Source organism: Paenibacillus sp. HB172176, assembly GCF_011947265.1.
Lineage (GTDB): Bacteria > Bacillota > Bacilli > Paenibacillales > Paenibacillaceae > Pristimantibacillus.
Window position 1 is genome coordinate 79,593 of sequence record NZ_JAATHD010000011.1, and the last position, 25,322, is coordinate 104,914.

Here is a 25,322-nt window from a genome sequence, read left to right on the forward strand (position 1 = left end):
TGAAGATAGGAAGAGCTGGCTTGGCATCGTCCATGTCCGGCTCTTCTTTGTGGTATGATATATGCATAAGCGACAGGCTATAATCCTAAGAAATGAAGAGGTACAGCGATGCATTTATTATCCGTGGAGCATATTACGAAGAGCTATGGCGAGAAGCTGTTGTTCGAAGACGTTACCTTCGGCGTCGAGGACGGCGATCATATCGGCATTATAGGCGTGAATGGAACGGGAAAGTCGACGCTTCTGAAGGTGATAGCCGGGCTTGAGCAGCCGGATTCGGGCCAGATTTCGATTGGCAGCCGGGTCGTCGTCCGCATGCTCGCGCAGGACCCTGTGTTCGACAAGAATGAAACGGTGCTGGAGCATGTATTAGGCGGCGAATCGCCCGAGCTGCGGGCGGTGCAAGCCTATGCGGCTGCAATGGAGGCGCTTGAGCTGAACCCGGGCAACGAGAAGGCTCAAGCCGACTTGATGAAAGCGAATCAGGGAATGGATGAGCGGAATGCCTGGAGTCTGGAGAGCGAAGCCAAAACGGCGCTGTCGAAGCTTGGCATTCAGCAATACGACGCTAAGGTCGGGACCTTGTCCGGCGGTCAGCGCAAGCGGGTAGCCATGGCGGCGGCCTTGCTGCTGCCATCCGATGTGTTGATTCTGGACGAGCCTACGAACCATATCGACAACGAGTCGGTAGCCTGGCTTGAAGGCATGCTGCAGAAGAGGCGCGGCGCGCTGCTGATGATTACGCATGACCGTTATTTCCTGGATCGCGTCAGCAACCGCATGATTGAGCTGGATCGCGGGAACGTGCATTTCTATCAAGCGAACTATAGCCGTTTCCTGGAGCTGAAGCTGGAGCGGGAGGAGCGGGAGGCTGCGGCAGAGGATAAGCGCCAGAATTTGCTGCGCAATGAGCTGGCTTGGATGCGGCGCGGGGCGAAGGCGAGGACGACGAAGCAGAAGGCCCGTATCGATCGATTCGAGGCTTTGAAATCCGCAGGTCCCAAGGAAGGGACGGGCAAGCTGGAGCTGTCCGTTGCCTCCTCCAGACTCGGCAAGAAGATTCTGGGGGCGGAAGGCGTGACGAAAGGTTATGGCAACCGGACCTTGATCAGCGATTTCGACTATATCGCCGTTCCTGAGGATCGAGTCGGCATCGTGGGCCGGAATGGCAGCGGAAAGTCCACCCTATTAAAAATGCTGGGAGGACGCCTGGAGCCGGACTCCGGCAAAGTAGAGCTGGGCCTGACCGTCAAAATCGGATGGTTCTCGCAAGAACGCGAGGAGATGGACCCGAATTTGCGAGTAATTGAATATATCCGCGAAGGCGCCGAGCAAGTGAAAACAGCGGACGGCTCGATGATTTCCGCGAGTCAGATGCTGGAGCGATTCCTGTTCACATCTACGATGCAATGGACGCCGATCGGCAAGCTGTCCGGAGGAGAGAAACGACGGCTTCAGTTGCTGCGTATGCTCATGAATGCTCCGAATGTCCTTATGCTGGACGAGCCTACCAATGATTTGGATATCGCGACCTTAACCGTGCTGGAGGATTATTTAGACGATTTCCCGGGAGTTGTGTTCGTTGTCTCCCATGATCGTTATTTCCTGGATCGCACGGTCGACAAAATCATCGCTTTCGAGGAATCGGGAATTCTGCAGCATACGGGCAATTATACGGATTATCAGGAATATAGGAGCAAATATATGCAAGGCGATTCGAGTGAGGCGAAGAAGTCTGATACAGCCTCAGCAGGCAAGTCTGGCGGAGCCTCCAACGCAGTCAGCGCAACGAATTCGAATGCAGCCGCAAACACAAACGGAGGCGGCGCGAATCAGCAAGCCAAGCCGAAACCGCTGAAGATGTCCTACAAGGATCAGCGGGATTTCGAGCAGATTGACGATTGGATCGCAGATGCCGAATCCCAGCTGGAGAAGGTGCAGCAGCTCATGGTTGATTTCAGCAGCGATTCCGTGAAGCTTCAGGAGCTTGCCGCAGAGCAGCAGCAGTTGGAGGAGAAGGTGGAGCAGCTCATGGACAGATGGACGGAATTGAACGAGCTGGCCGAGCAGATCGAGGCGCAGAAGAGATTATAACAGAGAGAAAATGAAGTTTTTATAGGATGAAGAACTGTGAAATGTGAACGTTAAAAAGTGAACAATGTAAGATGAACAATGAAGGCGAGGCGAGGATCCAAGCATGAACGACAATAACAACATGAGCAATACCATCAGCAGTAGTGGAGGCAATCGCTCAGAATTGCCAGGTTCCATCCGAAATATCTATTGCATCGGGCGCAATTACCGGCTGCATGCGCTGGAGCTTGGCAACGAGGTTCCGACCTCGCCGATGGTATTCACAAAGCCGACTCATGCTGTTCAGGCGATGAACGGCAACGTCATTACGCTTCCCGGGGATGTCGGAGAGGTTCATTTCGAACTGGAAATCGTGCTGAGAATCGGTGAGGGCTACTCGCCGGGATGCGCTGTCGATGAAGCCATTGATGCGATGACGCTGGGGCTCGACCTGACCTTGCGCGATGTGCAGTCGAAGCTGAAGGCGAAGGGACATCCGTGGCTGGCGGCCAAAGGCTTCAAAAATTCCGCGCCGATCGGTAAGTGGATCGCGTTCCCCGGAATGAAGCCATTAAACGAGGTCGAATTCACACTGCATCGCAATGAGGAGCTGGCCCAGAAGGGCTGCGCGAAGGACATGATATTCACGATCGAAGAGCAGATCCGTTTCATTGAAGCTAATTATGGTCTCGGACCCGGAGATCTGATCTTCACGGGCACCCCGGCAGGCGTGGCTGCTCTTAACGACGGCGATCATATGACTGCGGCTTGGGGCGGGGAAGTATTGGGGAACTGCGTAATCAAGTTGACAGAAAAGATAGGATGAAGCTCGCTCACTGTCAAGAAGCCATTCATTATTGAGCGGCTTCTTGACAGATTTACTCGATTTGCTGTCTGAAATGGAATTTCTCCAGTGTTATGCTTCATGCTGATCACTTCATCCGGCTGTAGTTAGGTGACATGACTAACCCATCTCGTATAATCAGACCATAATCGGCATTTTGAGCAACTTCCTTATCATGAGTAGCGATAATAAGCGTGCATTTGCTTTTGATATTAATATCTTTCAACAAAGAAATAATGGTTTGAGTGTTTTCTTCATCCAAGTTGCCTGTAGGCTCATCTGCCAATAATATTTTTGGTGATTTAACGATGGCCCTTGCGATTGCTACTCGTTGTTGTTGGCCTCCTGACAACTCATTTGGTTTTTTATTACAATGATCTTTAAGTCCTACGGCTGTTAAACATTCTAATGCTCTCTCTTTTCGAACGGAGGATTTCCAGTTGCTGTATCCAAGCGGCATTTCTACGTTTTCAAGTGCAGTCAAATCCGCGATCAAGTGAAATTTTTGAAATATATATCCGAATAGTTCAGTTCTCAATTGCTTGATTTGAGATCGGTTAAGGCTGCCAATGGAAATATCATTTAGCACATATTCTCCTTTATCGTAGGAGTCAAGCAATCCGATCAAGTTTAATAATGTTGTTTTTCCCGATCCGGAGGTCCCCATAAGCGTAACAAAATCCCCTGTTTGTATGTTCAGTTTTACCTCTTTTAACACATGCTCATTTACACCGTTCCATTGGAATTTTTTCGAGATATTGGAGAGATGAATCATTTCTAAACCTCCGATAATGTATGACGTAAATTTGTTGTTATTAATCGCAATATAACTGGAAGAGTCGAGATAAGGGCAAAACCAAGTACAATTACGCCGCTTACAACATCAGTCTGCCAATGCACTTGGTAAGGTAAACTCATGGTAGGTTTAATATATCCCCCGATAACATGAGTGCAAAGTACAGATACAAACAAGGCGGGGATGACTTTAAATAGTGTTTCCACGAATATCTCGATGCACAACTGATATAATTTGGATCCGCAGATAAAACAGGCTGCAAACTCTTGCATGCGTGAGTGGAAGTACTGAATTTGAAGACCGATATAACCTAAAATTAATAGGAGCAGCGACAGCAAAGAAATATAGATGAACCCATGAGAGGTCAAACGAGCCATTTCGGTTACGTGCATAATGTCATCCAGTTCGGAACGTATAGAATAGTGAAAGTCAGCATTTGCTTCTTCATTAAGATAAACAGACAGACGTTGAAGTCCTTGCATGAAATTACCATTTCCAACCTCTTTAACACTGATAAATGAGAGATCTACCGCCTCGTAGCGATAAAATACTGAAAAGTAATCCATCGGGATAAGGATGACATTTTTCATATCAACGCTTTTTTGTAAATTTTCGTTATGTTCGATAAGCAGGGTATCCGAACCCGCATCAAAAACAGTGGAGTGTTCTAATAAGGCATTTCCACTAAAGGCAGACTTCTGGGATTCATTCTGTTTGTTTTCTACAAAGTAGGCTCCGCTTTTTAGTTTTTCTGAAAGCCATGAAGAGAGATATATTGCTGTTTTGTCGGCATTAATCTTATCTTTCATTTGCAGATTGGGAAAAAAATCAAAGTAATTTGGGGATACATACATACAATAAACCGATTCTAAACCTTTATTGTATACGAGCGTCCTTGGAGCGATCAAATACCAAGTGACCTCTGCGTCGCTTTTTGCGTGTTCGCGGACTCTCTCATAAATAAGAGGTGTGAATGGCATAGATGTAGAGATGATCGTATCATTGACAATAGAGACTTGATTTCTGACGGGTACAACTTTATAGGTATTCTTTGATAGCTTATGTTCCAACCCTTCATACATGGATTGAAGGGAAAGAGTCGAATTAAGAAAACAGGATAATACAATCAGTGATAAGGAGAGTTGAATGATAACGATAAGCGATAACCTCCATCTTATCGCGAAACGTCTCCAAGCGCGGACACATAGGTAACGCATGATTTAGAATCCCTCCATTCGCTGTGAAATAGCTGGTCGCAGCCGGAAAACAGGGTATAGGCTGAGTAAACCTATCATCAGATAAATCAAGAAAAGGTAAGACAAATAATAAACACATTCTATAAGCTCTAAATGAGGGTAGATATAAAAATGATTTAGCGCTTTAATAATAGGGAAATGAAGAATTGAAAGGAAGAGGCTGCTTGCCATGAAAATGTATACATATTCTAGCATCAGCTTAATGATAATCCACTTCTTCTGCGCGCCTTGTAAAATTTGAACGGTTATTTGATGAAATTCGTGTAATATTTTAAATTTCAGGTAACTTAATATATTGATTAGGCTATATGCAAATATTACGCAGACCACGACATAGATGAAAGTCCTCAGTTGGTTTGAGGACTTCATATTTTTATTTATCTTATCTTTTAATGATGTGATTCTTATTATTTCATGCCCGTAGCGATCACTTATTTGCGCTACGAGATTCGAATTCTCGGTTTTTATATATAGTTCAAGGGATTCTTTTAATCTTTCTGTTTTCCAGCGCAAATAAGTGGAAAAGGGCAAAATTACGCTTTTTCCTTTATCTTGATAAATTCCTATAATATCAAAAGCCAGACCATCAATGTATAGCTTAGATTTCGTGTTGTAATCTATTTTTTTTGAATAGGTTTCGCTAATCAACGCGACGCGTTGTTCCATATCTGTTTCAGCTTTCGTAAATTTACGTCCTTCACTAACATGGATATTCAATAAATCCAATCCTTCTGGATCCAGCATTAAATAGGAGGGGGTGGAGTATCCTTTATCCGTTAATGTTCCTATGCTGCTGGAGTACACGACTGATTTCTGATGCGGCTCAGATACCATCATTTTTTGAAGGGCGTCTTTCCCTTCTTGCAGATACCACTCGGAATTGATTTGCAGTGATTGAATATTTTCATAGCCTGGGACAATCGTCTGTATAAACATTTGATTCAATACATTAAAAGCAAGAATGCCGCTATACGGGAGAATAAGACTTAATGTAGTAACCAGGCATAGTAGAAGCGTGTGGATCTTTTTTCTTAGTAAGGATTTCAATGCAAATTGAACAACGAAAAGGAGCCTGTTCATAAATTAAACATCCTCTGATATAGGGGAGACAGTAAGAATTGTGTTTCCGAATAACTATCTCCCCTTTAGTTTTAACGATCCAACAGTACCATTAATATCCATGAGTGTAAATGAAAAATGGAAATTTCAAAGAATAAGCTATGGATCAAGAAATGGTTTGCAACGGAGGTGTACACTTGCTATAATAATCGTAATTATTACTAATAAAGAGAGAGGACGCGTTCCGAGATTATAATCCTCAAGACATAATCGTTTCATCACGAATAATCGTAATAATTACATATAATTGGAGGGTGAGACTTGGACATTTTTGATTGTTTAATAGTAGGTGGAGGCGCGGCGGGCATCGGAATGGGATGTGCGTTGCAGGAGCTGGGAGTCGAACGATTCTGCATTCTCGAAAGGGGAGAGATTGGTTCTTCCTTCCTCATGTGGCCGCAGGAAATGCGCATGATTACACCATCCTTTACGAGCAATGCTTATGGAATGATCGATCTTAACGCGATTGCCCTGAGAACATCCCCTGCTTATACGCTCGGGACGGAGCATCCTTCGGGTGAGGAGTATGCGGACTATCTACATGCCGTAGCCGAGTATAAAAAGCTTCCAGTGCGAACTGGTGTGGATGTCACCGCGATCGAGCCGCTGCCGGAAGGCGGCTTCGAGCTGGACACGTCGCAAGGAAAGATGCGCAGCCGATACGTGATCTGGGCGGCCGGGGAATTTCAGTATCCGCGTCTGGACGGGTTTCCCGGAGCGGAATACGCACTCCATAACAGCCTGATTCGGGAGTGGCGGGAGGTGGAGGGCGAAGAAATCGTCGTCATTGGCGGCTACGAGAGCGGTGCTGACGCGGCGGTTCATCTGAGCCGGTTGGGGAAAAAGGTGACGTTGATCGACCGAAGCGGCCGCTGGACGGAGAAGGGCAGCAGCGACCCAAGCGTCGAGCTGTCGCCTTACACGAAGGATCGCCTGAAGGAAATGGAAGACGATTCGATTGAGCTGTTGGCCGGTTATGAGGTGCACTGGATTGAACCGGCTGATGACGGGGGATACCTGGTCTACTGCGAGGACGCTTCCGGTGACAGTCAATTCGTAAAGGCGAGCTATCCGCCCATATTGGCCACAGGCTTCAAAGGCAGTCTGGGAATGATCCAACATTTATTCGAGCAAGACGCCAGCGGCGTGACGCTGCTTACCGAGCATGACGAATCGACGACAACATCAGGGCTATTCGTCAGCGGTCCGAGTGTGACGCACGGCGATCTGTTATTTTGCTTCATCTATAAATTCAGGCAACGGTTTGGCGTGGTGGCGGCAGCTCTTGCAGAGCGGCTTGGGCTGAACGCGCAGCCATTGGAAGAATATCGCAAACAGGGGATGATGCTGACTGATCTGAGCTGCTGCGGGGAGGATTGCACATGCTGACCCAAGCGCTGGAAAAACCGCGCACGGCGGTGTTGATCGGCTTCGAATCCTCCGGCAAATCGGCGCTGTTTCGCGGGCTCACCGGGGAGGAAACGGGGGAGGAAGCTAATTTTCGCGGTTCGACCATTCAGTCACGAACCGGGCATTTGACCGCTGAACTCGACCTTGCGGATTTGCCCGGCATCAGGGCCAAGGATGACAGCCGAACAACGCAGGAGGCTGTCGGGGCTGTCACCGATGCGGATATAGTCGTGCTTGTCGTGCGCGCCACACATGCCTCCGTGGAGCTGCCGCTGCTGCTGGAGGCCGCGCGGGTGGGGGGCAAACGGGCGGTTCTCGTCCTGACATTTGCGGATAAAATGTCTGCAAATCTGACGGAGCTGGCGCGATATTACGGCGGTTGGCTGGGCATTCCCGTCCGTACGGCGGATGCGCGCCGGTTGACGGAAGCGGGTAGAACGGAGCTGCTCCTGTCGCTGGCCATCGCAAAGCCGATTCGACCCAAGGCCAAGGAATTGCTGAAACCGAACTTTCCGAGCGTACAACCGCAATCGACCTGGTTCGAGCATCCCGTGTGGGGGCGGCCCTTGTCGCTCCTGATGACACTCCTGCTATTCGCCGTTCCGGTACTGCTTGCTTACCTGCTGTCGACATGGCTGCAGCCAATTGTAGACAGCAGCGTGATCGATGAGGTCAAATCGCTGTTTGACGACGCGCCCCTGATTTGGCAGTCGCTGATCGTTGGGGATTACGGCATCGTCACGCTGGGCTGGTATTCCTTTCTGTGGGCGTTCCCGGTCGTGCTGCTGCTCGGCGTCAGCGTCGCGCTGGCGGAGGAGAGCGGGATCAAGGATCGAATCACCGACTCGTTGGACGTGTGGATGCGTCGTGTCGGCCTGAGCGGCCGCGATCTGATTCCTGTCTTATCCGGTTTCGGCTGCAACGTCGTGGCGGTATTCCAAAGCCGGGCATGCAGCGCGTGTACCCGCAAATCATGCGTATCGCTGATCACATTCGGTTCCGCATGCAGCTATCAGATCGGCGCTTCCTTGTCGGTGTTTGGATCGGCCGGCCATCCGTTGCTGTTTGTCCCGTATATCGCTGCGCTAGGCTTTGTTGGCGCTTTGCATACGCGTTTTTGGAACGGAGCATCGGGTCAGCTTGCCGCGCCAGTGTACGAAACCAAAACCTTCCTGCAGAAGCCGGAACTGCGCGCTGTCAGCTGGCGGGTGCGTACGGTGATCAAGCAATTTCTGCTTCAGGCGATGCCCATCTTTATTATCATTTGTTTGACGGCTGCCGTCCTGCAACTGACTGGCATTCTGGATTGGATGTCCCAAGCCGCGGGGCCTGTCCTGCAATGGTTTCACTTGCCTGCAGAGGCGGCAAGCGGCGTTATCTTCTCTATTTTGCGCAAGGACGGATTACTGATTTTGAATCAAGGGGAAGGCGGATTGTTGCAGTCGCTGCATGCGGGTCAAGTGTTTGCGCTGGTGTATCTGGCTTCCACATTGACCGCTTGTCTGGTGACATTATGGACGGTAAGAAAGGAGCTCGGCTGGTCATTTGCAGCTTCGCTGGCTGGCAAACAAGCTCTTACGTCTCTCGTATCAACAGGAGTTATCGTGCTTGTGGCAGCCTAAGGCGGTCCCGGCTCAAAGGCCAAGTTACATTACTAATAGAAGCAGGAGTTGAAGGAAGCATGAGCGTGCCCATCAAGGAAGAGGAAGTGAAAATCCCCGTAACTGTACTGAGCGGTTATTTAGGTGCAGGAAAAACGACTCTATTGAATCATGTGCTGAATAATCGGGAAGGTCTGAAGGTAGCTGTCATTGTCAATGATTTGAGCGAAGTCAATATCGATGCCGATCTGGTTCGGGACGGCGGAGGTTTGAGCCGTACAGAGGAGAAGCTGGTGGAGATGTCCAACGGCTGCATCTGCTGCACGCTTCGCGATGACTTGCTTCAGGAGGTCGAGCGGCTGGCTCGGGAGAAGCGCTTCGACTACATCCTGATTGAATCGACCGGGATCGGCGAACCGCTGCCTGTTGCGCAAACCTTTACTTACATCGACGAGGAGCAGGAGATCGATCTATCCAAGCTAACCCGTTTGGACTGCATGGTTACAGTGGTGGACGCCTATCACTTCTGGCAGGATTTCAATTCCCCGGAAACATTAATGGATCGGAAGCAGGAGGCGGGAGATGGCGATACGAGAGGCGTTGTTCATCTCCTGACTGATCAGGTGGAGTTTTGCGATGTACTGATTATTAACAAATGCGATATGGTAAGCGAAGCTGAATTGCTTAAGCTGGAAGCCGCTCTCAGGGGTTTGCAGCCGAGGGCCAAAATTATTCGCACCAGTCAGGGAAAGATTGATCCGAAAGAGATTTTGAATACAGGTCTATTTGATTTCGAGGTTGCAAGTCAATCCGCCGGCTGGATCCAAGAACTGCAGAAGGAGCATCATACGCCCGAAACTGAAGAATACGGCATCTCATCGTTTGTATACACGCGCAAGCAACCGTTTCATCCTGAACGGTTGCTTCAATGGATGGGGAAGTGGCCGAAGGAGATTGTTCGCTCCAAGGGCATCATGTGGGTGGCTACCCGAAATAATATGGCGATTTCCTTCAGCCAGGCAGGCGTCTCGCGGCAGCTTTCGCCGGCAGGCTTATGGGTGGCCGCGTTGTCCGCAGAGGAGCGGAGCACCTACTTCGGAAGTGAACATGAATTTCCCAAATCGCCAGATTGGGACGAGGAGTGGGGTGATCGGGTGACCAAGCTTGTGTTTATCGGGGTAGGACTGGACAAGGAGAAAATTATTCGATCATTGGATAAAACGTTATTAACGGAAGCCGAAATGAAAAGTGTCTGGCGTTCCTTAAACGATCCGCTGCCAACGTTTTAGAACGGCTTCAGATTTTGTGATATGACAAAAGCCCCCTTTTCTTGCTAAAATACAAAGACGGCATGCCGCAAACGGAGCGAATGCAAGAACCGTATCTATATACTGTCAGAGAAGGGGACGAAATGATATGGAGGAAAAGCGCAACAGGGTGAAAGACATGCTGGAGACGATGTCCAGAAACGGTTGGCGGGTGACCGAACAGCGGAAAATGCTGGCGCAAATTTTTGTCGATGATGATGGTTATTTGTCGCCCAAGGATGTTTATGATCAAATGGCGGTTCAATATCCCAGCGTCAGCTTTGACACCGTTTATCGCAATCTTCGCATGTTAAGCGATATGGGCGTTCTGGAGCATTTTTATTTTATGGAAGGCGGACTGAAGTTTCGAGAAAACTGTGCGCCGCATCATCATCATCATTTGATTTGCGTCAATTGCGAAAAAACGCTGGACTTTGATTATTGCCCAATGGATCAAGGGCCGGAGCTGCCTGGGAGCTATAAAATATTGCGTCATCGCTTTGAGGTTTATGGCATTTGCGAAGGATGTCAAGCTGACCAAACGTAACATTTGGAGAGCTCTTCTAAGTTAGCATTGACGAAAGAACATGAACTTGTTACAATGTTGTACGTAAACATTACGATTTATCCGAGGGAACTCGGATTTTTTCTTGAATGCAAATCGTAATGATTACGTACTAGGCAAAGCGGCTGTGCTGTCCTTTGAGAACGCCTATGAAAGGGATGGCGAAGGCAGGAAGGAAGAGAATGACATGCTAATGGTTTCCTTGCAGGATGTTGAGTTTGGCTATCAGGACGTTCCTTGTCTGGAGGATGCGAATATTCAAATCCTCTCCGGTGAGTTTGTCGCTGTAACGGGACAGAACGGGGCGGCAAAAACAACGCTGCTCAAGCTTATGTTGGGTCTGCTCAAGCCTTGGAAAGGAAAGATACAGCTTGCTTCAAAAAATGCGCAAGGGGAAAAATTGACGATCGGCTATGTTCCTCAACAGATTGCGGCATTTAACGGCGCATTCCCAAGCACGATTTTCGAGTTTGTCCGTTCTGCCAGACATACGAGGGGATCCTGGCTGCGCAAGCTGAACGCTGAGGATTACAGGCTCACCGAGCAGGCGCTTCGACAAGTGGGGATGTGGGAGCTTCGTCAACGGAAGATCGGCGAGCTGTCTGGCGGACAAAAGCAAAAAATCTGTATAGCGCGCGCCTTGGCGCAGGAGCCCGATTTGTTGGTGCTCGACGAACCTGCCACGGGGATGGATATGGAAAGTCGTCTCGGCTTCTATGAATTGCTGCATCGTCAGGCAAACGAATCTGGACGAACGGTCATTATGGTCACGCACGGCTTGCAGGAGGCGGAGAGCTACCTCAGTCGAATCATTACGCTCGAGAGGAGGGAGGATGGGCGGTGGAAATGCTGCACTACGACTTCATGCAACGGGCATTTTGTGCCGGCGGGATAATCGCCCTGTTGGCCTCTACGCTGGGCGTTTATCTTATGCTGCGGAGGCAGGCTTTAATGGCCGATATGCTCTCGCATGTTTCTCTGGCCGGTGTCGCCGGCGGGGTATACTTGCATATCGATCCAACCTTGGGCGGCTTTGTCGTTGCTGTCGTCGGAGCTGTAGCGGTTGAATATCTTCGCAGATCATATAAAACGTATAGCGAAGTATCCGTTGCAATTATTATGGTCGGCGGTCTATCGTCGGCTGTCATATTGATGAGTCTGAACAAGAGTCTGAATAAGAGCTTCTCTTCTTACTTATTCGGATCGGTAGTGGCCGTGAATCGAACCGAACTGCTTGTCATGGCGTTCGTAGCTTTAATCGGCGGACTTTTTTTCTATCTTTTGCGCAGGCCGCTCTATCAAATGACGTTCGATGAGGAAACGGCGAAGACGAACGGTCTTCCGGTCAAATGGATTTCGCTCGGTTTTAGCGTACTGACGGGGATGATCGTCGCGGCGGCTATGCCGATCGTTGGGGTTCTCCTGGTGTCGGCGCTTATTGTGCTTCCTGCGGCGCTCGCAATCCGTATCGCTCCGAGTTTTTCGGCGGCGTTATTTATCTCAATGGGAATCGGATTGACTGGCGTTTTTTCCGGGCTTTCAGCATCCTATGCCTTCAGTACGCCGCCCGGCGGTACGATTGCTTTTGTGCTGTTAATCATTCTGGTGGCAGGAATCGGCGTCAGGAAGGCCCTGTTTGAAATCAGCAAGAGAACCCGGAGCAAGGAGAAGGAGAAAGAATTGCCTATTCACGGACACATGGCTGTCAAAGAAATGTCTCGGCATTAATGAAATGAAGGAATAATAAACGAATGATTATTGGGGGATGTGCAAGCATGCGGAAATGGTTCAAGAAATCAATGTTTTTATCAGTAGGGTTAGTTGTATTGCTGGCAGGATGCGGAAATAACGAGAATAATGCTAATTCGAATGATGGCGACAAACTGAATGTAGTGACCACCTTCTACCCGATGTATGAATTCAGCAGACAGGTCGGAGGCGAGTATGCGAATGTCACTGCGCTTATTCCGGCGGGCGCGGAGCCGCATGATTGGGAGCCGAGCGCGCAGGATATGGTGAAGGTGAAGGAAGCGGATATTTTCGTGTACAACGGAATTGTGGAAGGCTGGGTCGACGATGCGCTTTCCAGCGCTGCCAATGACAAGCGCGTTGTCGTGGAAGCGAGCAATGGCATTTCGCTCATGGAAGGTCTTCCGGAAGAAGAAGAAGGAGAAGAGGAACACGCGCACGAGGAAGAAGGACCCATTCTCGATCCGCATGTTTGGCTCGATCCTGTGCTGGCCCAGAAGGAAGTCGCTTCCATTGAAGCAGCATTCGAGCAAGCCGATCCGGCTAATAAGGATGCCTATAAGAAAAATGCGGATGCCTACATCGCGAAGCTTCAAGAGCTGGACGAGACGTACAAAGCGGGATTGAAAGATGTCAAACGCAAAGAATTTGTAACCCAGCATGCGGCATTCGGCTACTTGGCCAAACAATATGGGCTGACACAAGTGCCAATCGCGGGGCTTTCTCCCGAACAGGAACCGGCTCCGGACGATCTGGCGAATATTATAGCATTCGCCAAGGAGAATCAAGTGAAAACGATTTTTTTCGAAACACTTGTCGAACCGAAGATCGCCCAAGTGGTAGCGGATGAGATCGGCGCCAAAACAGATGTGCTTAACCCGCTCGAAGGATTGACCGACGAGGAGCAAAAAAACAACCTGGACTACATTGGCATTATGAAAAATAATCTCGAGGCTTTAAAGAAAGCCCTTAATGAATAAAGATAAGGATAAGGTGAAGAAATGAGTCAATCCAAAATACCAGTCACCGTGCTCAGCGGTTATCTGGGCGTCGGGAAAACGACAGTGCTTAACCATGTGCTAAACAATCGGCTGGGGCTAAAAATTGCTGTCATTGTCAATGATCTGAGCGAAGTGAATATCGATGCCTCGCTGATCAAAGAAGGGGGCGGACTCTCTCGCACCGATGAGAAGCTTGTGGAAATGTCCAATGGCTGCATCTGCTGCACGCTTCGCGAAGATTTGCTCCGAGAGGTTGAGCAATTAGCCAAAGAAAATCGCTTCGATTATATTTTGATCGAATCCACAGGCGTTGGAGAGCCGGTTCCAGTTGCTCAAACCTTTACTTATATTGACGAAGAACAAGGAATTGATTTATCCCGGTTGTGTCGGCTGGACTGCTTGGTCACCGTTGTGGACGCTTATCGGTTCTGGCATGACTTTTCCTCCGGAGAGACATTGCTCGAACGAAACCAGGCGGTCGGAGAGGAAGATACGCGAGAGGTAGTCGATCTGCTTATTGATCAAATTGAATTTTGCGATGTCCTGCTGCTGAACAAATGCGATCTCATTGCCGAAGAGGAGCTGGATGAGCTCGAAGGCGTGCTTCGCAAGCTTCAGCCGAGAGCCAAGCTGATTCGGATCGTTAAGGGAAATGTCAATCCAACCGACATTCTAAATACGGAACTGTTCGATTTCGAAGAGGCTAGTCTATCGGCCGGATGGCTGAAGGAGCTGGAGAAGCCGGTTCATACACCGGAAACGGAAGAATACGGAATTTCTTCATTTGTTTATGAAAGAGTGCGGCCATTCCATCCCGAACGTTTAATGGCGTGGATGGAGGACTGGCCGGCCGAGGTGGTGCGCGCCAAGGGAATGATGTGGTTAGCCACAAGGAATGAAATGGGGCAAAGCTTTAGTCAGGCGGGTCCGTCGATTCAAATTGGTCCTTCCGGTTATTGGATTGCGGCGCTGCCTCCGGAAGAACGGGCAACAGTGTTGGAGGAAGATTCCGAGCTTTCTGAAACATGGGATCCTGATTATGGCGATCGGATTAATAAAGTTGTTTTTATCGGCATCGAGATGGATCGCAAGCAACTGATTTCAAGTCTGGATGCCTGCTTGTTGACGGATGAGGAAATGAAGCAGGATTGGAGTCAATTTGCTGATGAATTTCCGAATGCGGCAGAAACCCCGATCGAAACCAGTTTTCTCTAATGCTGCTTGTGAAGGCAACGTTGTTTCACCTTGCTTGCACCGCAAATGAACGGCATGGGCGCCTTAGCCCATGCCGTTCATTTATTCCATATCTATAAACCTCCGCTTACTCGTTGAACGCGCTCAGCATCCATACATGCTTCTCCAACGATTTATGTATCGCGAGCAGCATATCTGCGGTTGTATCGTCATTCTTCTCTTCCGCAGCCGACATGCCTTCCTTCAGTTCCTCGATAACCGTCGAGAAATCCTTGATCAGTTGGCTCACCATCCCGGCAGCATCCTCTTTTCCAGTCGCCTCTTTGATGCTGGATTCCTCCAGAATCTTCTTCATGGTGGCAATCGGCTGGCCGCCAATCGCCAGCAGCCGCTCTGCAAGATCATCTACGATGACTGCCGATTCCTCGTACAGTTCTTGAAACTTCACATGCAGCGTGAAGAACTGAGGTCCCTTCACATACCAATGATAATTGTGGAGTTTGATGAAAAGCACGCTCCAGTTCGCCACTTGGCGATTTAGAAGTGTTTGAACGGTTTTTGCAGGTGTAGTTGTTGTCATATGAATCCTCCTTTGAATAATCCTTTATTACTGTGCTCCTTATCTTTACCCATAATTACGAAGTTTAAAAACCCGTTTTACCATTTTCCTTGTTCAAGTAAGTCCTATCTGTCGTATATGAGAAATTTCTCACAACAGGATTGTCCTATTGTCAGGTGACAGAACATAGAATATACTGGATAAGTTAATCGTAATGTTTACTTTTAAATGTCGGTGAAAGGAGGCGTTGTATTGCGTCAAGGGGTATTCAATTCCATTATTGCGGGGCTGTCCATCATCATTATGGGCATGATTGCAATGATTTTTTTTCAGGGGCAGTTCAACCTGGACTGGATACACGCGGCGGCTTTGCAATCCTTCAAAATCGTATTCATTAGCATTTTGCTGGAGGCGCTGCCCTTTATACTCATCGGGGTATTATTCTCATCTTTGATACAAGTATTCGTAAGCGATGCTTTCATACGCAGATTTGCCCCTAAGAATCCAGTCGCCGGCGTGCTGATAGGCGGCTTGCTGGGCGTGGTGTTTCCGCTTTGCGAATGCGGCATGATCCCCGTCATACGCAGGCTGATACGCAAGGGAATGCCGTCCTATATGGGGATTGTCTATTTGCTCGCAGGCCCCATCGTTAATCCTGTCGTCTACGCCTCCACCTTCACAGCATTTCGCGCAACGCCAGAGATCGCGTATGCCAGAATGATTCTCGGGTATGCGGTGGCGGCGGCGATCGGATTTATCTTATACGCCTTTATGAAGAAGAGTCCGTTGAAGGAGAGTCGAACAACGGGGGAGACCGAACATTTGCAACGAGAAGCACATTCTAAGCCACATTCGCACACGCATTCTCATCCTCCTCGCTCTCATGAGCACGAAGCAAGGCCAAGCGGATTTTTTGCCAAAATAGGATCAGCCTTGTCGCATGCGTCAGAGGAATTTTTTGACATGGGCAAATATTTGCTGTTCGGGGCTTTGCTCACCGCCATGATGCAAACGGTAGTCAGCAGGGAGATGTTTGTGCAATTTGCCGATCATGCGGTATTATCCTATCTATTCATGATGGCTTTTGCATTCGTTCTCTCGATTTGCTCGACATCGGATTCTTTTATTGCCGCTTCGTTCACGGGCATCTTTCACTCCGGTCCAATATTGGCGTTTTTGGTTTTGGGCCCGATGATGGATGTCAAGAATCTGCTTATGCTGCTCTCCTCGTTCCGACTGAAGTTTGTAGCAGCGCTTACCTTGCTTATTGTGGTCTTGACAGGCATTAGCTGCTGGATAATAGGAGGTATACTATGAGGCATCATATACTTAAAGCTGCGATCTATACCGGGTTTACCCTGATCATCGTGTTCTTGATCAACAACGGCGATATTAAGCTGTATATTGCTCCGCGAATGATGATGTACGTTAAACTGTCGGCTATTGGGGTATATGCGCTGGCTGTTTTTCAAATTTATGCCGCACTGAAGAAGGGACGGCAACGGGAGGCAGACGAATGCGATTGCGGCCATGATCATACTCCGTCCAAGTCTGGATGGAAAAATGTCATTTCCTACAGTTTATTCATACTGCCGTTGCTGCTCGTGTTTCTTATGCCTTCAGGCACGCTCGGCAGCGCGATGGCAGCCAAGAAGGGGATTAGTCTGGGCGGAAGCGAGTCGATCGCAAGATTGGAAAACTCCGTTGCCAGAACAGATACGGCCAGGCTTAAGATTGCGGACAGCGCTCCTGTTATCCCTGCTCCAACACTTTCGCCTACGGCCGAAGGCGACAATCAGAGTTTAACCAAAGATGATCTCCAAAACTCGGAGCTTGATCAATTATTCACCTTCGACGAATACACGGAGGATTATGCCAAGTATGGAAAAGAGCTGTATAAGCTCGATTCCATTGTTGTGCCGGAGAAGCAATTTATCGAAACCTTAACAACCCTGGATTTGTATCGCGATGCTTTTATGGGCAAGGGAGTGACTTTAAGCGGATTTACGTACAGAGAGGAAGATATGAATAAGGACCAGCTCGTTGTAGGCCGATTCGCCATGACCTGCTGCTCGGCTGACGCCTTGCCGTACGGTCTATTAATTCAATGGCCGAGGGCGAATGAGTACGATGAGGATGAATGGATTTCCGTGACAGGCAAGCTGGATGTAACAACTTATATGGAGAATGAAATTATTGTTATTAAAGCGACGAAGATTAAGCGAATCGATCCGGCGGAGACGCCCTACGTTTATCCCGATTTTGATTTTGGCACCTGACAGCAGCAGTCTCCTGTAATGGATGTTAGTTATCGTTTCTTTTAAAGTACGGGCTCCCGTTTGTTTTGCCAGGAATAATGGCATTCTCGGAAACGAGCCGGAGCCAATCAGGAGAACCATCGAATCAGATTGAATGCGCAGGCTTGCTGCTTCTTCCTTAATAAAGGCTTCTATATTGTGAAAGTAATCTGTATGGAGCGTCTTCAATATGAAATTTAAAATGCCGCAGCAAACAAAGAGGACTGCCCCTTGTCATTAATGACCTCTGGAGCAGCCTCTATCATTCAATATTCTATTCGATTAATCATGTAGACTCGATTAAACGGTTATAGATGCGTTCTTATGGGCCTCCGCCTCCAGGAAGCGTTCGCAGTCGAGCGCGGCCATGCAGCCGCTGCCGGCGGCGGTAATCGCTTGTCGATACGTATGGTCCTGCACGTCGCCGCAGGCGTACACGCCTGGAATATTCGTCTCGGAGGTGCCTGGCTTCACAAGGATATAGCCTTGTTCGTCGGTATCAATCTGTCCGCCCAGGAAGCCGGTGTTCGGCGTATGGCCGATGGCGACGAACACGCCGTCCGCTGCCAGAAGCTCTTCCTCGCCCGTTTCGTTGTTGCGCACGCGGAGCCCCTGCAGGCCTTTGTCGCCTGCGACAATTTCCAGCGGCGTGCGGTTCAGGCTCCAACTGATTTTCTCGTTCGCTTGCGCGCGGTCCTGCATGATCTTCGAAGCGCGAAGCTCGTCGCGGCGATGCACCAGCCGCACTTCGCTAGCGAAACGGGTAAGGAAGCCTGCTTCCTCCATCGCGGAATCTCCTCCGCCAACCACAATAATCTTTTTGCCCCGGAAGAAGAATCCGTCGCAGGTTGCGCAGGTGCTGACACCGCGGCCGATATTGTCCTGCTCGCCGGGCACGCCCATATATTTCGCGGATGCTCCAGTCGAGATGATGATCGATTCGGCTTGTAATTCGCCGAGTCCTTCCACTTCGAGCGTATAGGGGCGCTTGCTGAGATCGACGCTTTTCACGGAGCCCGTCTTGAACGTCGCTCCGAATCGCTGCGCCTGCTTGCGCATATTCGACATCAATTCGCTTCCCAGAATGCCTTCGGGGAACCCCGGAAAGTTTTCAACTTCGGTCGTCGTCGTCAATTGTCCGCCGGGCTGCCAGCCTTCGATAACGAGCGGCTCCATATTCGCCCGGGCCAGATAGATGGCTGCGGTAAGTCCGGCGGGACCGGTACCGATTATAATCGTTTTGTGCATAGGAATCACTCCTTGAAAATAGGGAAGTTGGAACAACGATTGTTCTGCTGACTTAAATGTATCACGAACTGTAATTGAAGTAAATACAGTTCATCCAATCTTCATTTTGCTTTGAAGATTAGCAAGCAGAGTCAAAAAAAGGTATGATGGATAAAGTGCGTACATAAGAGTAGATTTACAGCATCTTTATAGAGAGGGGCAATGATCCTGTGGACAATAAAATTCGTAAAGCCATTATCCCTGCTGGCGGACTCGGAACGCGTTTCCTTCCGGCTACCAAAGCTCAGCCGAAGGAGATGCTGCCGCTGATCGACAAGCCTGCCATTCAATATATTGTGGAGGAAGCGGTTCGATCGGGCATCGAAAGCATTATTATTGTCAGCGGCAGACACAAGCGGGCGATCGAGGATCATTTCGACAAATCGGTGGAGCTGGAAGCGGAGCTTGAGGCGAGGAACAATGAGACGATGCTCTCCATCGTGAAGGATATCTCTCAGCTCGCGGATATTTATTATGTGAGGCAGAAGGAACCGCTCGGACTCGGGCATGCTGTTCTTTGCTCGCGCAGATTCATAGCGGACGACCCGTTCGCAGTACTGCTGGGCGATGATATTCTGGTCTCGGATCCGCCATGCTTGCGTCAGATGATGGATGTCTATGAAGAAACGCAATCCTCGGTTGTCGCGGTGATGGAGGTGCCTTGGGACCAGACGCACAAATACGGTATTGTGGACATTGGAGACAATGACGACAAAGTGTCCAGAGTGCTTGATATCGTTGAGAAGCCGGCTCCTGGACAGGCGCCTTCCAATTTGGCGGTTGTAGGCCGATATGTGCTCGATCCGGCGATATTCGGCTTATTGGCTGTCGCAAAGCCCGGCAAGGGCGGGGAAATCCAACTGACGGATTCACTGCAGGAATTGAATCGGATCAAGCCGCTTACTGCGCTTAATTTCGATGGCAAGCGGCATGATGTCGGCGATAAGCTCGGCTTCGTGCAAGCGACGATCGATTTTGCTTTGGAGCGCGAGGATCTGTCGGCGGATGTGAAGAAGTATCTTCGCGAGAGATTGGCGCAAGAGTAGGGGAACGGGATTATAGATGTAATCATCAGGCTGCTGATTAACCTCGGAGTATTCTCTGAGGGCGTTGGCGGCCTTGTTTTCTTCTTTTGTTTGCGCCGTGCTCTCCTGCTTAATCACGCTCGGAGCATGATCCTCCTTTCAAGTTCATAGATAAGGCTGTAGAAAATCGGTTCGTTTACGCGATAGGGCGTGCAGTCGAGGCTCTCACGATCAGTTCCGGCTCCAGATATACGGTTTTCACTTCATCCGGGCAGTCAATCAGCTCCAGCAGCGTTGCGGTGATGATATCGGCAATAGAGGAGATGGCGACTCCGACAGCGGTTACGGGCACCTCAAGACTCTCCATCTGAGGCAAATTGTCGTAGCTCACAATGGATAAATCCCTGGGAACTTGCAAACCTTGCTCGCCCGCTGCCCGGAGTATGCCTCGGGTCAGATCGATGCCGCCGCTGATGATGGCTGTGGGCCTCTGCGTTCCGTCGTTTCCTTCCAGCATCGTTCGGGCAGCGGTGTAGCCGTCATGAAAGTCCAAGCCTTCCATGCGGAGGATGGACGAATCGCGAAAGGGGAGTCCGAGGGCGAGGAGTTCCTCGCGGAATGCTTCCGCCTTCACGGCTTGAAGCGGGTCCAAGGAATGCGGAATGCCGACATAGGCGATATCCCGATGGCCAAGCTCGGTAAGATGGCGAACGGCAAGGCGGATAGCCTGCCCGCGATTTACGTCGACGGCCGAATGGGGCGAATAGCCGGCAGCGCCGTAGGTCAGGATAGGGATATGCAGAGAATTCATCTCGAAATCTTCAGAAGTGAGATTCTGATCGCCGAATATCAATATCGCGTCAAGCTGATAGCGGCGGAAGGTTTCAATAGCGGATCTGATATTGCTGATTGACAGCAGAGTTACATATTGCTGCAGCTCCAGCTCCTTGCTGAGCTTCGTAATCAAGGAAGACAAGGCCGCGCGTTCGATGGACGGCCACACGATGCCGATGGCGCCGCTGCGCTTGGACACCAGACTTCTCGCCGCGAGATTGGGCTGATAGCCCATAGCCTTCGCTATTGCCAGAATATGCGCTTTCGTGCCGGGCTTCACGAGCGGGCTGTCCCGCAGCGCTTTGGACACGGTGGAGAAGCTCACGCCCGCTTGTTCCGCGATATCTTTGATCGTAACCATGCCTTGCCTCCTTCGTAATCACAAAAGATTGTATAAGTTCTCGGAGTATCCGAAAATGCGCTATCGCTTATCTTCGAAAGGCTTCGATAGAGGATTTCTCATGACTGTAAGGGACATTTTCGCCCCTTAGAAGCTCGGTTTAGCCAGCTCAGATTCTTAACGGACATTTTGTCCTCTTAGCCGTTTGATTTGGTTGAATATGCGTTCAAATCGATCGCTAAGGAGACCAAATGTCCGTTAGATTAAATTGGCAGCGAAAAAAGCTGTTTAAGAAGACAAAATGTCCGTTAGAGCAAAACGCAAGCTTTCAAGGACGCTGTCAGGTTGCTTTGGTTAACGAAAAGGCGCTTTCGATACAATAGCGTTAGGAATCTTGGCAATCCTTATCTGTTCGAAGTAGACAGGTCAAGTATAATCGTTTATTATGAAAATAACAACGTTGTTATTATAGAATGGAGGATTATTCATGTTTAATTTGGACCATACAGTATCCGTCGTAATCGGCGGCAATGGCGTGCTTGGAAGCGCGATGGCATCGGCCTTGGCGGAAGCCGGCTCGAAGGTGGCGATCGTCGGCCGCGATATGGAGAAGGCGAAGGCGGTATGCGAGGAAATCGAGAAGAACGGCGGCACGGCCGTCTCCTTCCAGGCGGACGCCACGAGCAAAGAGCAGCTGGAGAAGGTGCTGGCGGATGTGCTGGCATGGGGCGGACGCGTCGATACGCTGATTAACGCTTCGGGTACGAACAGCGCGACGCCGTTCTTCGAGCTCGAGATGGAGGAATGGGACCGCATCATGAACGTGAATCTGAAGAGCGTCGTTCTGGCCTGCCAGGTGTTCGGCAAGCATATGGTTGATCAAGGGAAGGGCGGATCGATCATCAACATCTCCTCCGTTTCTTCGGATCCGCCGCTGTCGCGCGTATTCACTTATTCCGCGTCGAAGGCGGGCGTCAACTCGGTGACGCAATTCCTCGCGCGCGAATTCGCGCCAAGCCGCGTTCGGGTGAACGCGATCATTCCGGGCTTCTTCCCCGCGGAGCAGAACAAGAAGATTCTGTCCCCGGAGCGCATCGAATCGATTATGCGCCATACGCCGATGGACCGCTTCGGCACGCCGGATGAGCTGAAGGGCGCTGTCGTGTACCTCGCGTCCGAGAAAGCTTCTTCCTTCGTGACGGGCTCGTTCCTTCGCGTAGACGGCGGATATGGAGCGATTACGATATGAGTGATATTCTGCGCAAGCTTGTTGAGCATATTCCCGTCCCCAAGATGGTCAAAATCCGTCAAACCTTCGACGACACGATTCTGGAGGATCCGCTTGGCGAGCTGTCGCAGCAGCTTCGCGCATCGAGCGGAATGGGGGCTGTCAAAGCCGGCCAGAAGGTTGCAGTCGCCGTCGGCAGCCGTGGCATCTCGCGCATTAACGAGCTGACGAAGACGGTTATCGACGAATTGAAGAGCATCGGAGCCGAGCCGTTCATCGTGCCTTGCATGGGCAGCCATGGCGGGGCGACGGCGGAAGGGCAGACCGAAGTGCTGGCGCATCTCGGCATCGACGAAGCGCGCATGGGCTGTCCGGTCCGCTCCTCGATGGAGGTTGCGCTGCTGGATCGTCTGCCGAACGGACTCCCGATCTACTGCGACAAGATTACAGTGGACGAAGCGGACGCCATCGTCGTCATTAACCGCATCAAGCCGCATACGGCCTTCCGCGGCGAAATTGAGAGCGGCCTGCTCAAGATGATCTCTATCGGTCTTGGCAAGCAGAAGGGGGCGGAAGCCTGCCATCAGCTCGGCTTTAAATATATGGCGGAGAATGTTCCGGCCATGGCCCGGATCATGCTTGAGAAGCTGCCGATCGTGTTCGGCGTTGCCGTGGTGGAGAACGCTTTTGACCAAATTTGCCGTGTAGAAGTGCTCGGTCCCGACATCATGGAAGCGCGCGAGAAGGAGCTTCTCGTGGAAGCGAAGAGCCGCCTGCCGCAAATTCTGTTCAAGGAATTCGACGTGCTCGTTATGGACTATATCGGCAAGAACATAAGCGGCGACGGCGCCGATCCGAATATTACGGGAAGATACCCGACGCCTTATGCGCATGGCGGCCCTGAAGTGAACAAGATGGTCGTGCTGGATCTGACGCCGGAATCGAAGGGCAACGCGAACGGCGTAGGAACAGCCGATTTCACGACCCAGCGACTCGTGGACAAGACGGATTGGCCGGGCACTTATGCGAACGGCCTGACCTCCACTGTATGCGCGCCGACGAAGCAAGCGACCACGCTCGCGAATGACAGAGACGCGATCAAGGCGGCGGTCAAGACCTGCAATATTCTCGACTATACGACCTGCAGGCTCGTACGGATCAAGGATACGCTGCATCTTGGCGTCATTGAAATCTCCGAATCGATGCTCGAGGAAGCGAAGGCGAACGATCGGATCGAGATACTGGAAGGTCCTTATGAATGGCAGTTCGACGAGGAAGGATTTTTGGCAAAATGAACAAGGAAACAGGCATTATATTAGCCGTTGATATCGGCACCACCTCCGCGAAGACGCTAGCGGTCGACGCTAGCGGGCGGATCTACAACAGCCACGCGATCGGCTATCCGCTGAATACGCCGCAGCCCGGCTATGCCGAGCAGGATCCCGACATCATCAGCGACGCGGTCATGGATACGATCGTGAAGGTAATGACAGACGGCGGCTGGAAGCGGGAAGACATCATCTGCGTGACGTTCAGCTCGGCAAATCACAGCCTCATTCTGCTTGATGAAGGGGGCGGATTGCTGACGCCGAGCATCACATGGGCGGATCAGCGGAGCGCCATTCAAGCGCAACGCTTGATGGAGAACGGCACAGGCGTGTCAATCTATTCCCGCACAGGCACGCCGATCCATCCGATGTCGCCGCTCGTAAAGCTGATCTGGATGAAGGAGAATCGCCCCGAGCTGTTCGATGCCGCGCATCTCATTATCGGCATCAAGGAATATGTGTGGATCAAGCTGTTCGGTTATGCTTTGATGGATTATTCGCTTGCCAGCGCGACGGGGCTCTTCAATCTGGAGAAGCTGGACTGGGACGCCGAGGCGCTGCAGGTTGCGGCTATTCGCGCGGAGCAGCTGCCCCGTCTGGTGCCGACAACCGAGGTGGTTCGTGGCTTGCTGCCTGGGGCGGCTGCCAGAATGGGGCTTAATGTCGATACCCCGTTCGTGCTGGGCGCGCAAGACGGAGTGCTCGCCAATCTCGGCATCGGAGCAGTCGAGGACGGCGTTATGGCCGTTACGATCGGCACCTCCAGCGCGGCGCGTATGTCGGTGAAGCAGCCGACCTTCGACGCGCAAGGGCGCTTGTTCTGCTACGCGCTCGCGAAGGAGCATTGGCTCGTCGGAGGTCCGTCCAACAATGGCGCGATCGTGCTGCAGTGGATCTCGGAGCGGCTGTTCCCCGGCAAGCGAGCGGAAGATATTATTCCGCTCGCGGCGGAGGTTCCGGCGGGAGCGAACGGCCTGCTGTTCATGCCGCTGCTCTCCGGCGAGCGCGCGCCGTTTTGGGATGGGGAAGCGAAGGGGGTCATGTTCGGCCTGACGCTCGCGCATAAAGAGACCCATATGCTGAGGGCTGCCCTGGAAGGGGTTATTTTCCAAATCGCGGCGATTGTGGATCTGATGAAAAAGGCGGGCGAAGCGCCGCAGGAAATTCGCGCCTCGGGAGGCTTCGCGCGTTCCCCGCTATGGTGCCAGATTATGGCGGATATGCTTGGCATGCCGGTGTCGATACCGGAATCCGTGGAAAGCTCCGCTCTCGGCGCGGCGCAGTTGGGCTTGTATGCCGTCGAAGGCTGCGAGGGTGAATTGCTGCGATGGAAGGACGGAGGGGCGGTCGTCTACGAACCGAACATGGCGAACGCCGAGCGGTATCAGAGCTTGCTGCCGATCTATCTCAGTCTCTATGAACAGTTGAAAGGTCAGATGAGAGATATTACGCGGCTGGAAGCGTGGGAAACGGCAGGATCGAACTAATCGGCAATACAGTGGGAGGTGC

The 25,322-nt window shown here is 50.7% G+C and carries 22 protein-coding genes; 16 read left to right on the forward strand and 6 right to left on the reverse strand.

Annotation, left to right across the window (positions count from 1 at the left end):
• Positions 1 to 108: 108 nt before the first annotated feature.
• Together HFP08_RS15665 and HFP08_RS15670 are read left to right on the forward strand one after the other, a co-directional pair.
• Positions 109 to 2,094, forward strand: coding sequence for an ABC-F family ATP-binding cassette domain-containing protein (locus HFP08_RS15665; RefSeq protein WP_168121537.1), 1,986 nt, complete (start codon positions 109 to 111; stop codon positions 2,092 to 2,094).
• A 121-nt stretch (positions 2,095 to 2,215) separates the two neighbouring features.
• Positions 2,216 to 2,899, forward strand: coding sequence for a fumarylacetoacetate hydrolase family protein (locus tag HFP08_RS15670; RefSeq protein WP_481856577.1), 684 nt, complete (start codon positions 2,216 to 2,218; stop codon positions 2,897 to 2,899).
• 106 nt (positions 2,900 to 3,005) lie between these two features.
• Here HFP08_RS15670 and HFP08_RS15675 read toward each other — a convergent pair whose 3' ends face one another.
• The 3 genes from HFP08_RS15675 to HFP08_RS15685 are packed head-to-tail and all read right to left on the reverse strand — an operon-like array spanning position 3,006 to position 6,049.
• The gene (locus HFP08_RS15675) at positions 3,006 to 3,692 is read right to left on the reverse strand and encodes an ABC transporter ATP-binding protein (protein ID WP_168121538.1); all 687 of its coding nucleotides are present in this window, start codon (positions 3,690 to 3,692) and stop codon (positions 3,006 to 3,008) included.
• A gap of 2 nt (positions 3,693 to 3,694) precedes the next feature.
• Positions 3,695 to 4,930, reverse strand: a complete 1,236-nt coding sequence (locus tag HFP08_RS15680) for an FtsX-like permease family protein (protein ID WP_168121539.1) — start codon at positions 4,928 to 4,930, stop codon at positions 3,695 to 3,697.
• Positions 4,931 to 4,933: 3 nt separating this feature from the next.
• Positions 4,934 to 6,049, reverse strand: coding sequence for an ABC transporter permease (locus HFP08_RS15685; RefSeq protein ID WP_168121540.1), 1,116 nt, complete (start codon positions 6,047 to 6,049; stop codon positions 4,934 to 4,936).
• A gap of 300 nt (positions 6,050 to 6,349) precedes the next feature.
• Here HFP08_RS15685 and HFP08_RS15690 point away from each other — a divergent pair, with 300 nt between their 5' ends.
• The 8 genes from HFP08_RS15690 (at position 6,350) to HFP08_RS15725 (ending at position 14,936) form a co-directional block, all read left to right on the forward strand.
• Entirely contained in the window at positions 6,350 to 7,477 is a 1,128-nt protein-coding gene (locus tag HFP08_RS15690) for an NAD(P)/FAD-dependent oxidoreductase (RefSeq protein ID WP_168121541.1), read from the forward strand.
• Positions 7,471 to 9,120, forward strand: a complete 1,650-nt coding sequence (locus tag HFP08_RS15695; RefSeq protein ID WP_168121542.1) for a nucleoside recognition domain-containing protein — start codon at positions 7,471 to 7,473, stop codon at positions 9,118 to 9,120. Before HFP08_RS15690 ends, HFP08_RS15695 begins: the two co-directional genes overlap by 7 nt.
• A 59-nt stretch (positions 9,121 to 9,179) precedes the next feature.
• Complete coding sequence (locus HFP08_RS15700; protein WP_168121543.1) at positions 9,180 to 10,388, forward strand: GTP-binding protein; 1,209 nt, start codon at positions 9,180 to 9,182, stop codon at positions 10,386 to 10,388.
• Between the two features lie 127 nt (positions 10,389 to 10,515).
• Positions 10,516 to 10,953: a Fur family transcriptional regulator gene (locus HFP08_RS15705; protein WP_168121544.1), complete on the forward strand. Its 438-nt coding sequence runs from the start codon at positions 10,516 to 10,518 to the stop codon at positions 10,951 to 10,953.
• Between the two features lie 205 nt (positions 10,954 to 11,158).
• A complete protein-coding gene (locus HFP08_RS15710; RefSeq protein ID WP_168121616.1) occupies positions 11,159 to 11,866 on the forward strand; it encodes a metal ABC transporter ATP-binding protein in 708 nt (235 codons plus the stop codon).
• Positions 11,812 to 12,699 (forward strand): metal ABC transporter permease, encoded by an 888-nt coding sequence (locus tag HFP08_RS15715; RefSeq protein ID WP_168121545.1) that lies wholly within the window; start codon positions 11,812 to 11,814, stop codon positions 12,697 to 12,699. The genes HFP08_RS15710 and HFP08_RS15715 overlap by 55 nt, the downstream gene beginning before the upstream one ends.
• A 47-nt stretch (positions 12,700 to 12,746) precedes the next feature.
• Positions 12,747 to 13,700 carry a metal ABC transporter substrate-binding protein gene (locus tag HFP08_RS15720; protein WP_168121546.1) on the forward strand — a complete coding sequence of 318 codons (954 nt, stop codon included), beginning with the start codon at positions 12,747 to 12,749 and terminating at the stop codon, positions 13,698 to 13,700.
• 21 nt (positions 13,701 to 13,721) lie between these two features.
• A complete protein-coding gene (locus HFP08_RS15725; protein WP_168121547.1) occupies positions 13,722 to 14,936 on the forward strand; it encodes a GTP-binding protein in 1,215 nt (404 codons plus the stop codon).
• Between the two features lie 106 nt (positions 14,937 to 15,042).
• On the opposite strand, the gene HFP08_RS15730 is transcribed toward HFP08_RS15725, so the two are convergent.
• Positions 15,043 to 15,495: a Dps family protein gene (locus HFP08_RS15730; protein WP_168121548.1), complete on the reverse strand. Its 453-nt coding sequence runs from the start codon at positions 15,493 to 15,495 to the stop codon at positions 15,043 to 15,045.
• A 231-nt stretch (positions 15,496 to 15,726) separates the two neighbouring features.
• On the opposite strand from HFP08_RS15730, the gene HFP08_RS15735 reads away from it, so the two are divergent.
• Together HFP08_RS15735 and HFP08_RS15740 are read left to right on the forward strand one after the other, a co-directional pair.
• The gene (locus HFP08_RS15735; RefSeq protein ID WP_240941447.1) at positions 15,727 to 16,791 is read left to right on the forward strand and encodes a permease; all 1,065 of its coding nucleotides are present in this window, start codon (positions 15,727 to 15,729) and stop codon (positions 16,789 to 16,791) included.
• On the forward strand, positions 16,788 to 17,753 hold the full coding sequence (locus HFP08_RS15740; protein WP_168121550.1) for a TIGR03943 family putative permease subunit: 966 nt from the start codon (positions 16,788 to 16,790) through the stop codon (positions 17,751 to 17,753). The genes HFP08_RS15735 and HFP08_RS15740 overlap by 4 nt, the downstream gene beginning before the upstream one ends.
• Positions 17,754 to 18,071: 318 nt before the next feature.
• Here the strand turns inward: HFP08_RS15740 and trxB are convergent, their stop codons facing one another.
• Positions 18,072 to 19,019, reverse strand: coding sequence for a thioredoxin-disulfide reductase (gene trxB, locus HFP08_RS15745; RefSeq protein ID WP_168121551.1), 948 nt, complete (start codon positions 19,017 to 19,019; stop codon positions 18,072 to 18,074).
• Between the two features lie 209 nt (positions 19,020 to 19,228).
• On the opposite strand from trxB, the gene galU reads away from it, so the two are divergent.
• On the forward strand, positions 19,229 to 20,104 hold the full coding sequence (galU, locus tag HFP08_RS15750) for a UTP--glucose-1-phosphate uridylyltransferase GalU (RefSeq protein ID WP_168121552.1): 876 nt from the start codon (positions 19,229 to 19,231) through the stop codon (positions 20,102 to 20,104).
• A 175-nt stretch (positions 20,105 to 20,279) separates the two neighbouring features.
• On the opposite strand, the gene HFP08_RS15755 is transcribed toward galU, so the two are convergent.
• Positions 20,280 to 21,278 carry a LacI family DNA-binding transcriptional regulator gene (locus tag HFP08_RS15755; RefSeq protein WP_168121553.1) on the reverse strand — a complete coding sequence of 333 codons (999 nt, stop codon included), beginning with the start codon at positions 21,276 to 21,278 and terminating at the stop codon, positions 20,280 to 20,282.
• A gap of 466 nt (positions 21,279 to 21,744) precedes the next feature.
• Between HFP08_RS15755 and HFP08_RS15760 the strand changes: the two genes are divergently transcribed.
• The 3 genes from HFP08_RS15760 to HFP08_RS15770 are packed head-to-tail and all read left to right on the forward strand — an operon-like array spanning position 21,745 to position 25,300.
• A complete protein-coding gene (locus HFP08_RS15760; protein WP_168121554.1) occupies positions 21,745 to 22,506 on the forward strand; it encodes an SDR family oxidoreductase in 762 nt (253 codons plus the stop codon).
• Complete coding sequence (locus HFP08_RS15765; protein WP_168121555.1) at positions 22,503 to 23,780, forward strand: nickel pincer cofactor-dependent isomerase, group 22; 1,278 nt, start codon at positions 22,503 to 22,505, stop codon at positions 23,778 to 23,780. Before HFP08_RS15760 ends, HFP08_RS15765 begins: the two co-directional genes overlap by 4 nt.
• Positions 23,777 to 25,300, forward strand: coding sequence for a gluconokinase (locus HFP08_RS15770; RefSeq protein ID WP_168121556.1), 1,524 nt, complete (start codon positions 23,777 to 23,779; stop codon positions 25,298 to 25,300). The genes HFP08_RS15765 and HFP08_RS15770 overlap by 4 nt, the downstream gene beginning before the upstream one ends.
• Positions 25,301 to 25,322 lie beyond the last annotated feature (22 nt).

Coding starts and splice junctions, on each gene's coding strand:
- HFP08_RS15665 (WP_168121537.1), top strand. CDS start 109: ATGCATTTATTATCCGTGGAGCATATTACGAAGAGCTATGGCGAGAAG.
- HFP08_RS15670 (WP_481856577.1), top strand. CDS start 2,216: ATGAGCAATACCATCAGCAGTAGTGGAGGCAATCGCTCAGAATTGCCA.
- HFP08_RS15675 (WP_168121538.1), bottom strand. CDS start 3,692: ATGATTCATCTCTCCAATATCTCGAAAAAATTCCAATGGAACGGTGTA.
- HFP08_RS15680 (WP_168121539.1), bottom strand. CDS start 4,930: ATGCGTTACCTATGTGTCCGCGCTTGGAGACGTTTCGCGATAAGATGG.
- HFP08_RS15685 (WP_168121540.1), bottom strand. CDS start 6,049: ATGAACAGGCTCCTTTTCGTTGTTCAATTTGCATTGAAATCCTTACTA.
- HFP08_RS15695 (WP_168121542.1), top strand. CDS start 7,471: ATGCTGACCCAAGCGCTGGAAAAACCGCGCACGGCGGTGTTGATCGGC.
- HFP08_RS15700 (WP_168121543.1), top strand. CDS start 9,180: ATGAGCGTGCCCATCAAGGAAGAGGAAGTGAAAATCCCCGTAACTGTA.
- HFP08_RS15705 (WP_168121544.1), top strand. CDS start 10,516: ATGGAGGAAAAGCGCAACAGGGTGAAAGACATGCTGGAGACGATGTCC.
- HFP08_RS15710 (WP_168121616.1), top strand. CDS start 11,159: ATGCTAATGGTTTCCTTGCAGGATGTTGAGTTTGGCTATCAGGACGTT.
- HFP08_RS15720 (WP_168121546.1), top strand. CDS start 12,747: ATGCGGAAATGGTTCAAGAAATCAATGTTTTTATCAGTAGGGTTAGTT.
- HFP08_RS15725 (WP_168121547.1), top strand. CDS start 13,722: ATGAGTCAATCCAAAATACCAGTCACCGTGCTCAGCGGTTATCTGGGC.
- HFP08_RS15730 (WP_168121548.1), bottom strand. CDS start 15,495: ATGACAACAACTACACCTGCAAAAACCGTTCAAACACTTCTAAATCGC.
- HFP08_RS15740 (WP_168121550.1), top strand. CDS start 16,788: ATGAGGCATCATATACTTAAAGCTGCGATCTATACCGGGTTTACCCTG.
- trxB (WP_168121551.1), bottom strand. CDS start 19,019: ATGCACAAAACGATTATAATCGGTACCGGTCCCGCCGGACTTACCGCA.
- HFP08_RS15755 (WP_168121553.1), bottom strand. CDS start 21,278: ATGGTTACGATCAAAGATATCGCGGAACAAGCGGGCGTGAGCTTCTCC.
- HFP08_RS15760 (WP_168121554.1), top strand. CDS start 21,745: ATGTTTAATTTGGACCATACAGTATCCGTCGTAATCGGCGGCAATGGC.
- HFP08_RS15765 (WP_168121555.1), top strand. CDS start 22,503: ATGAGTGATATTCTGCGCAAGCTTGTTGAGCATATTCCCGTCCCCAAG.
- HFP08_RS15770 (WP_168121556.1), top strand. CDS start 23,777: ATGAACAAGGAAACAGGCATTATATTAGCCGTTGATATCGGCACCACC.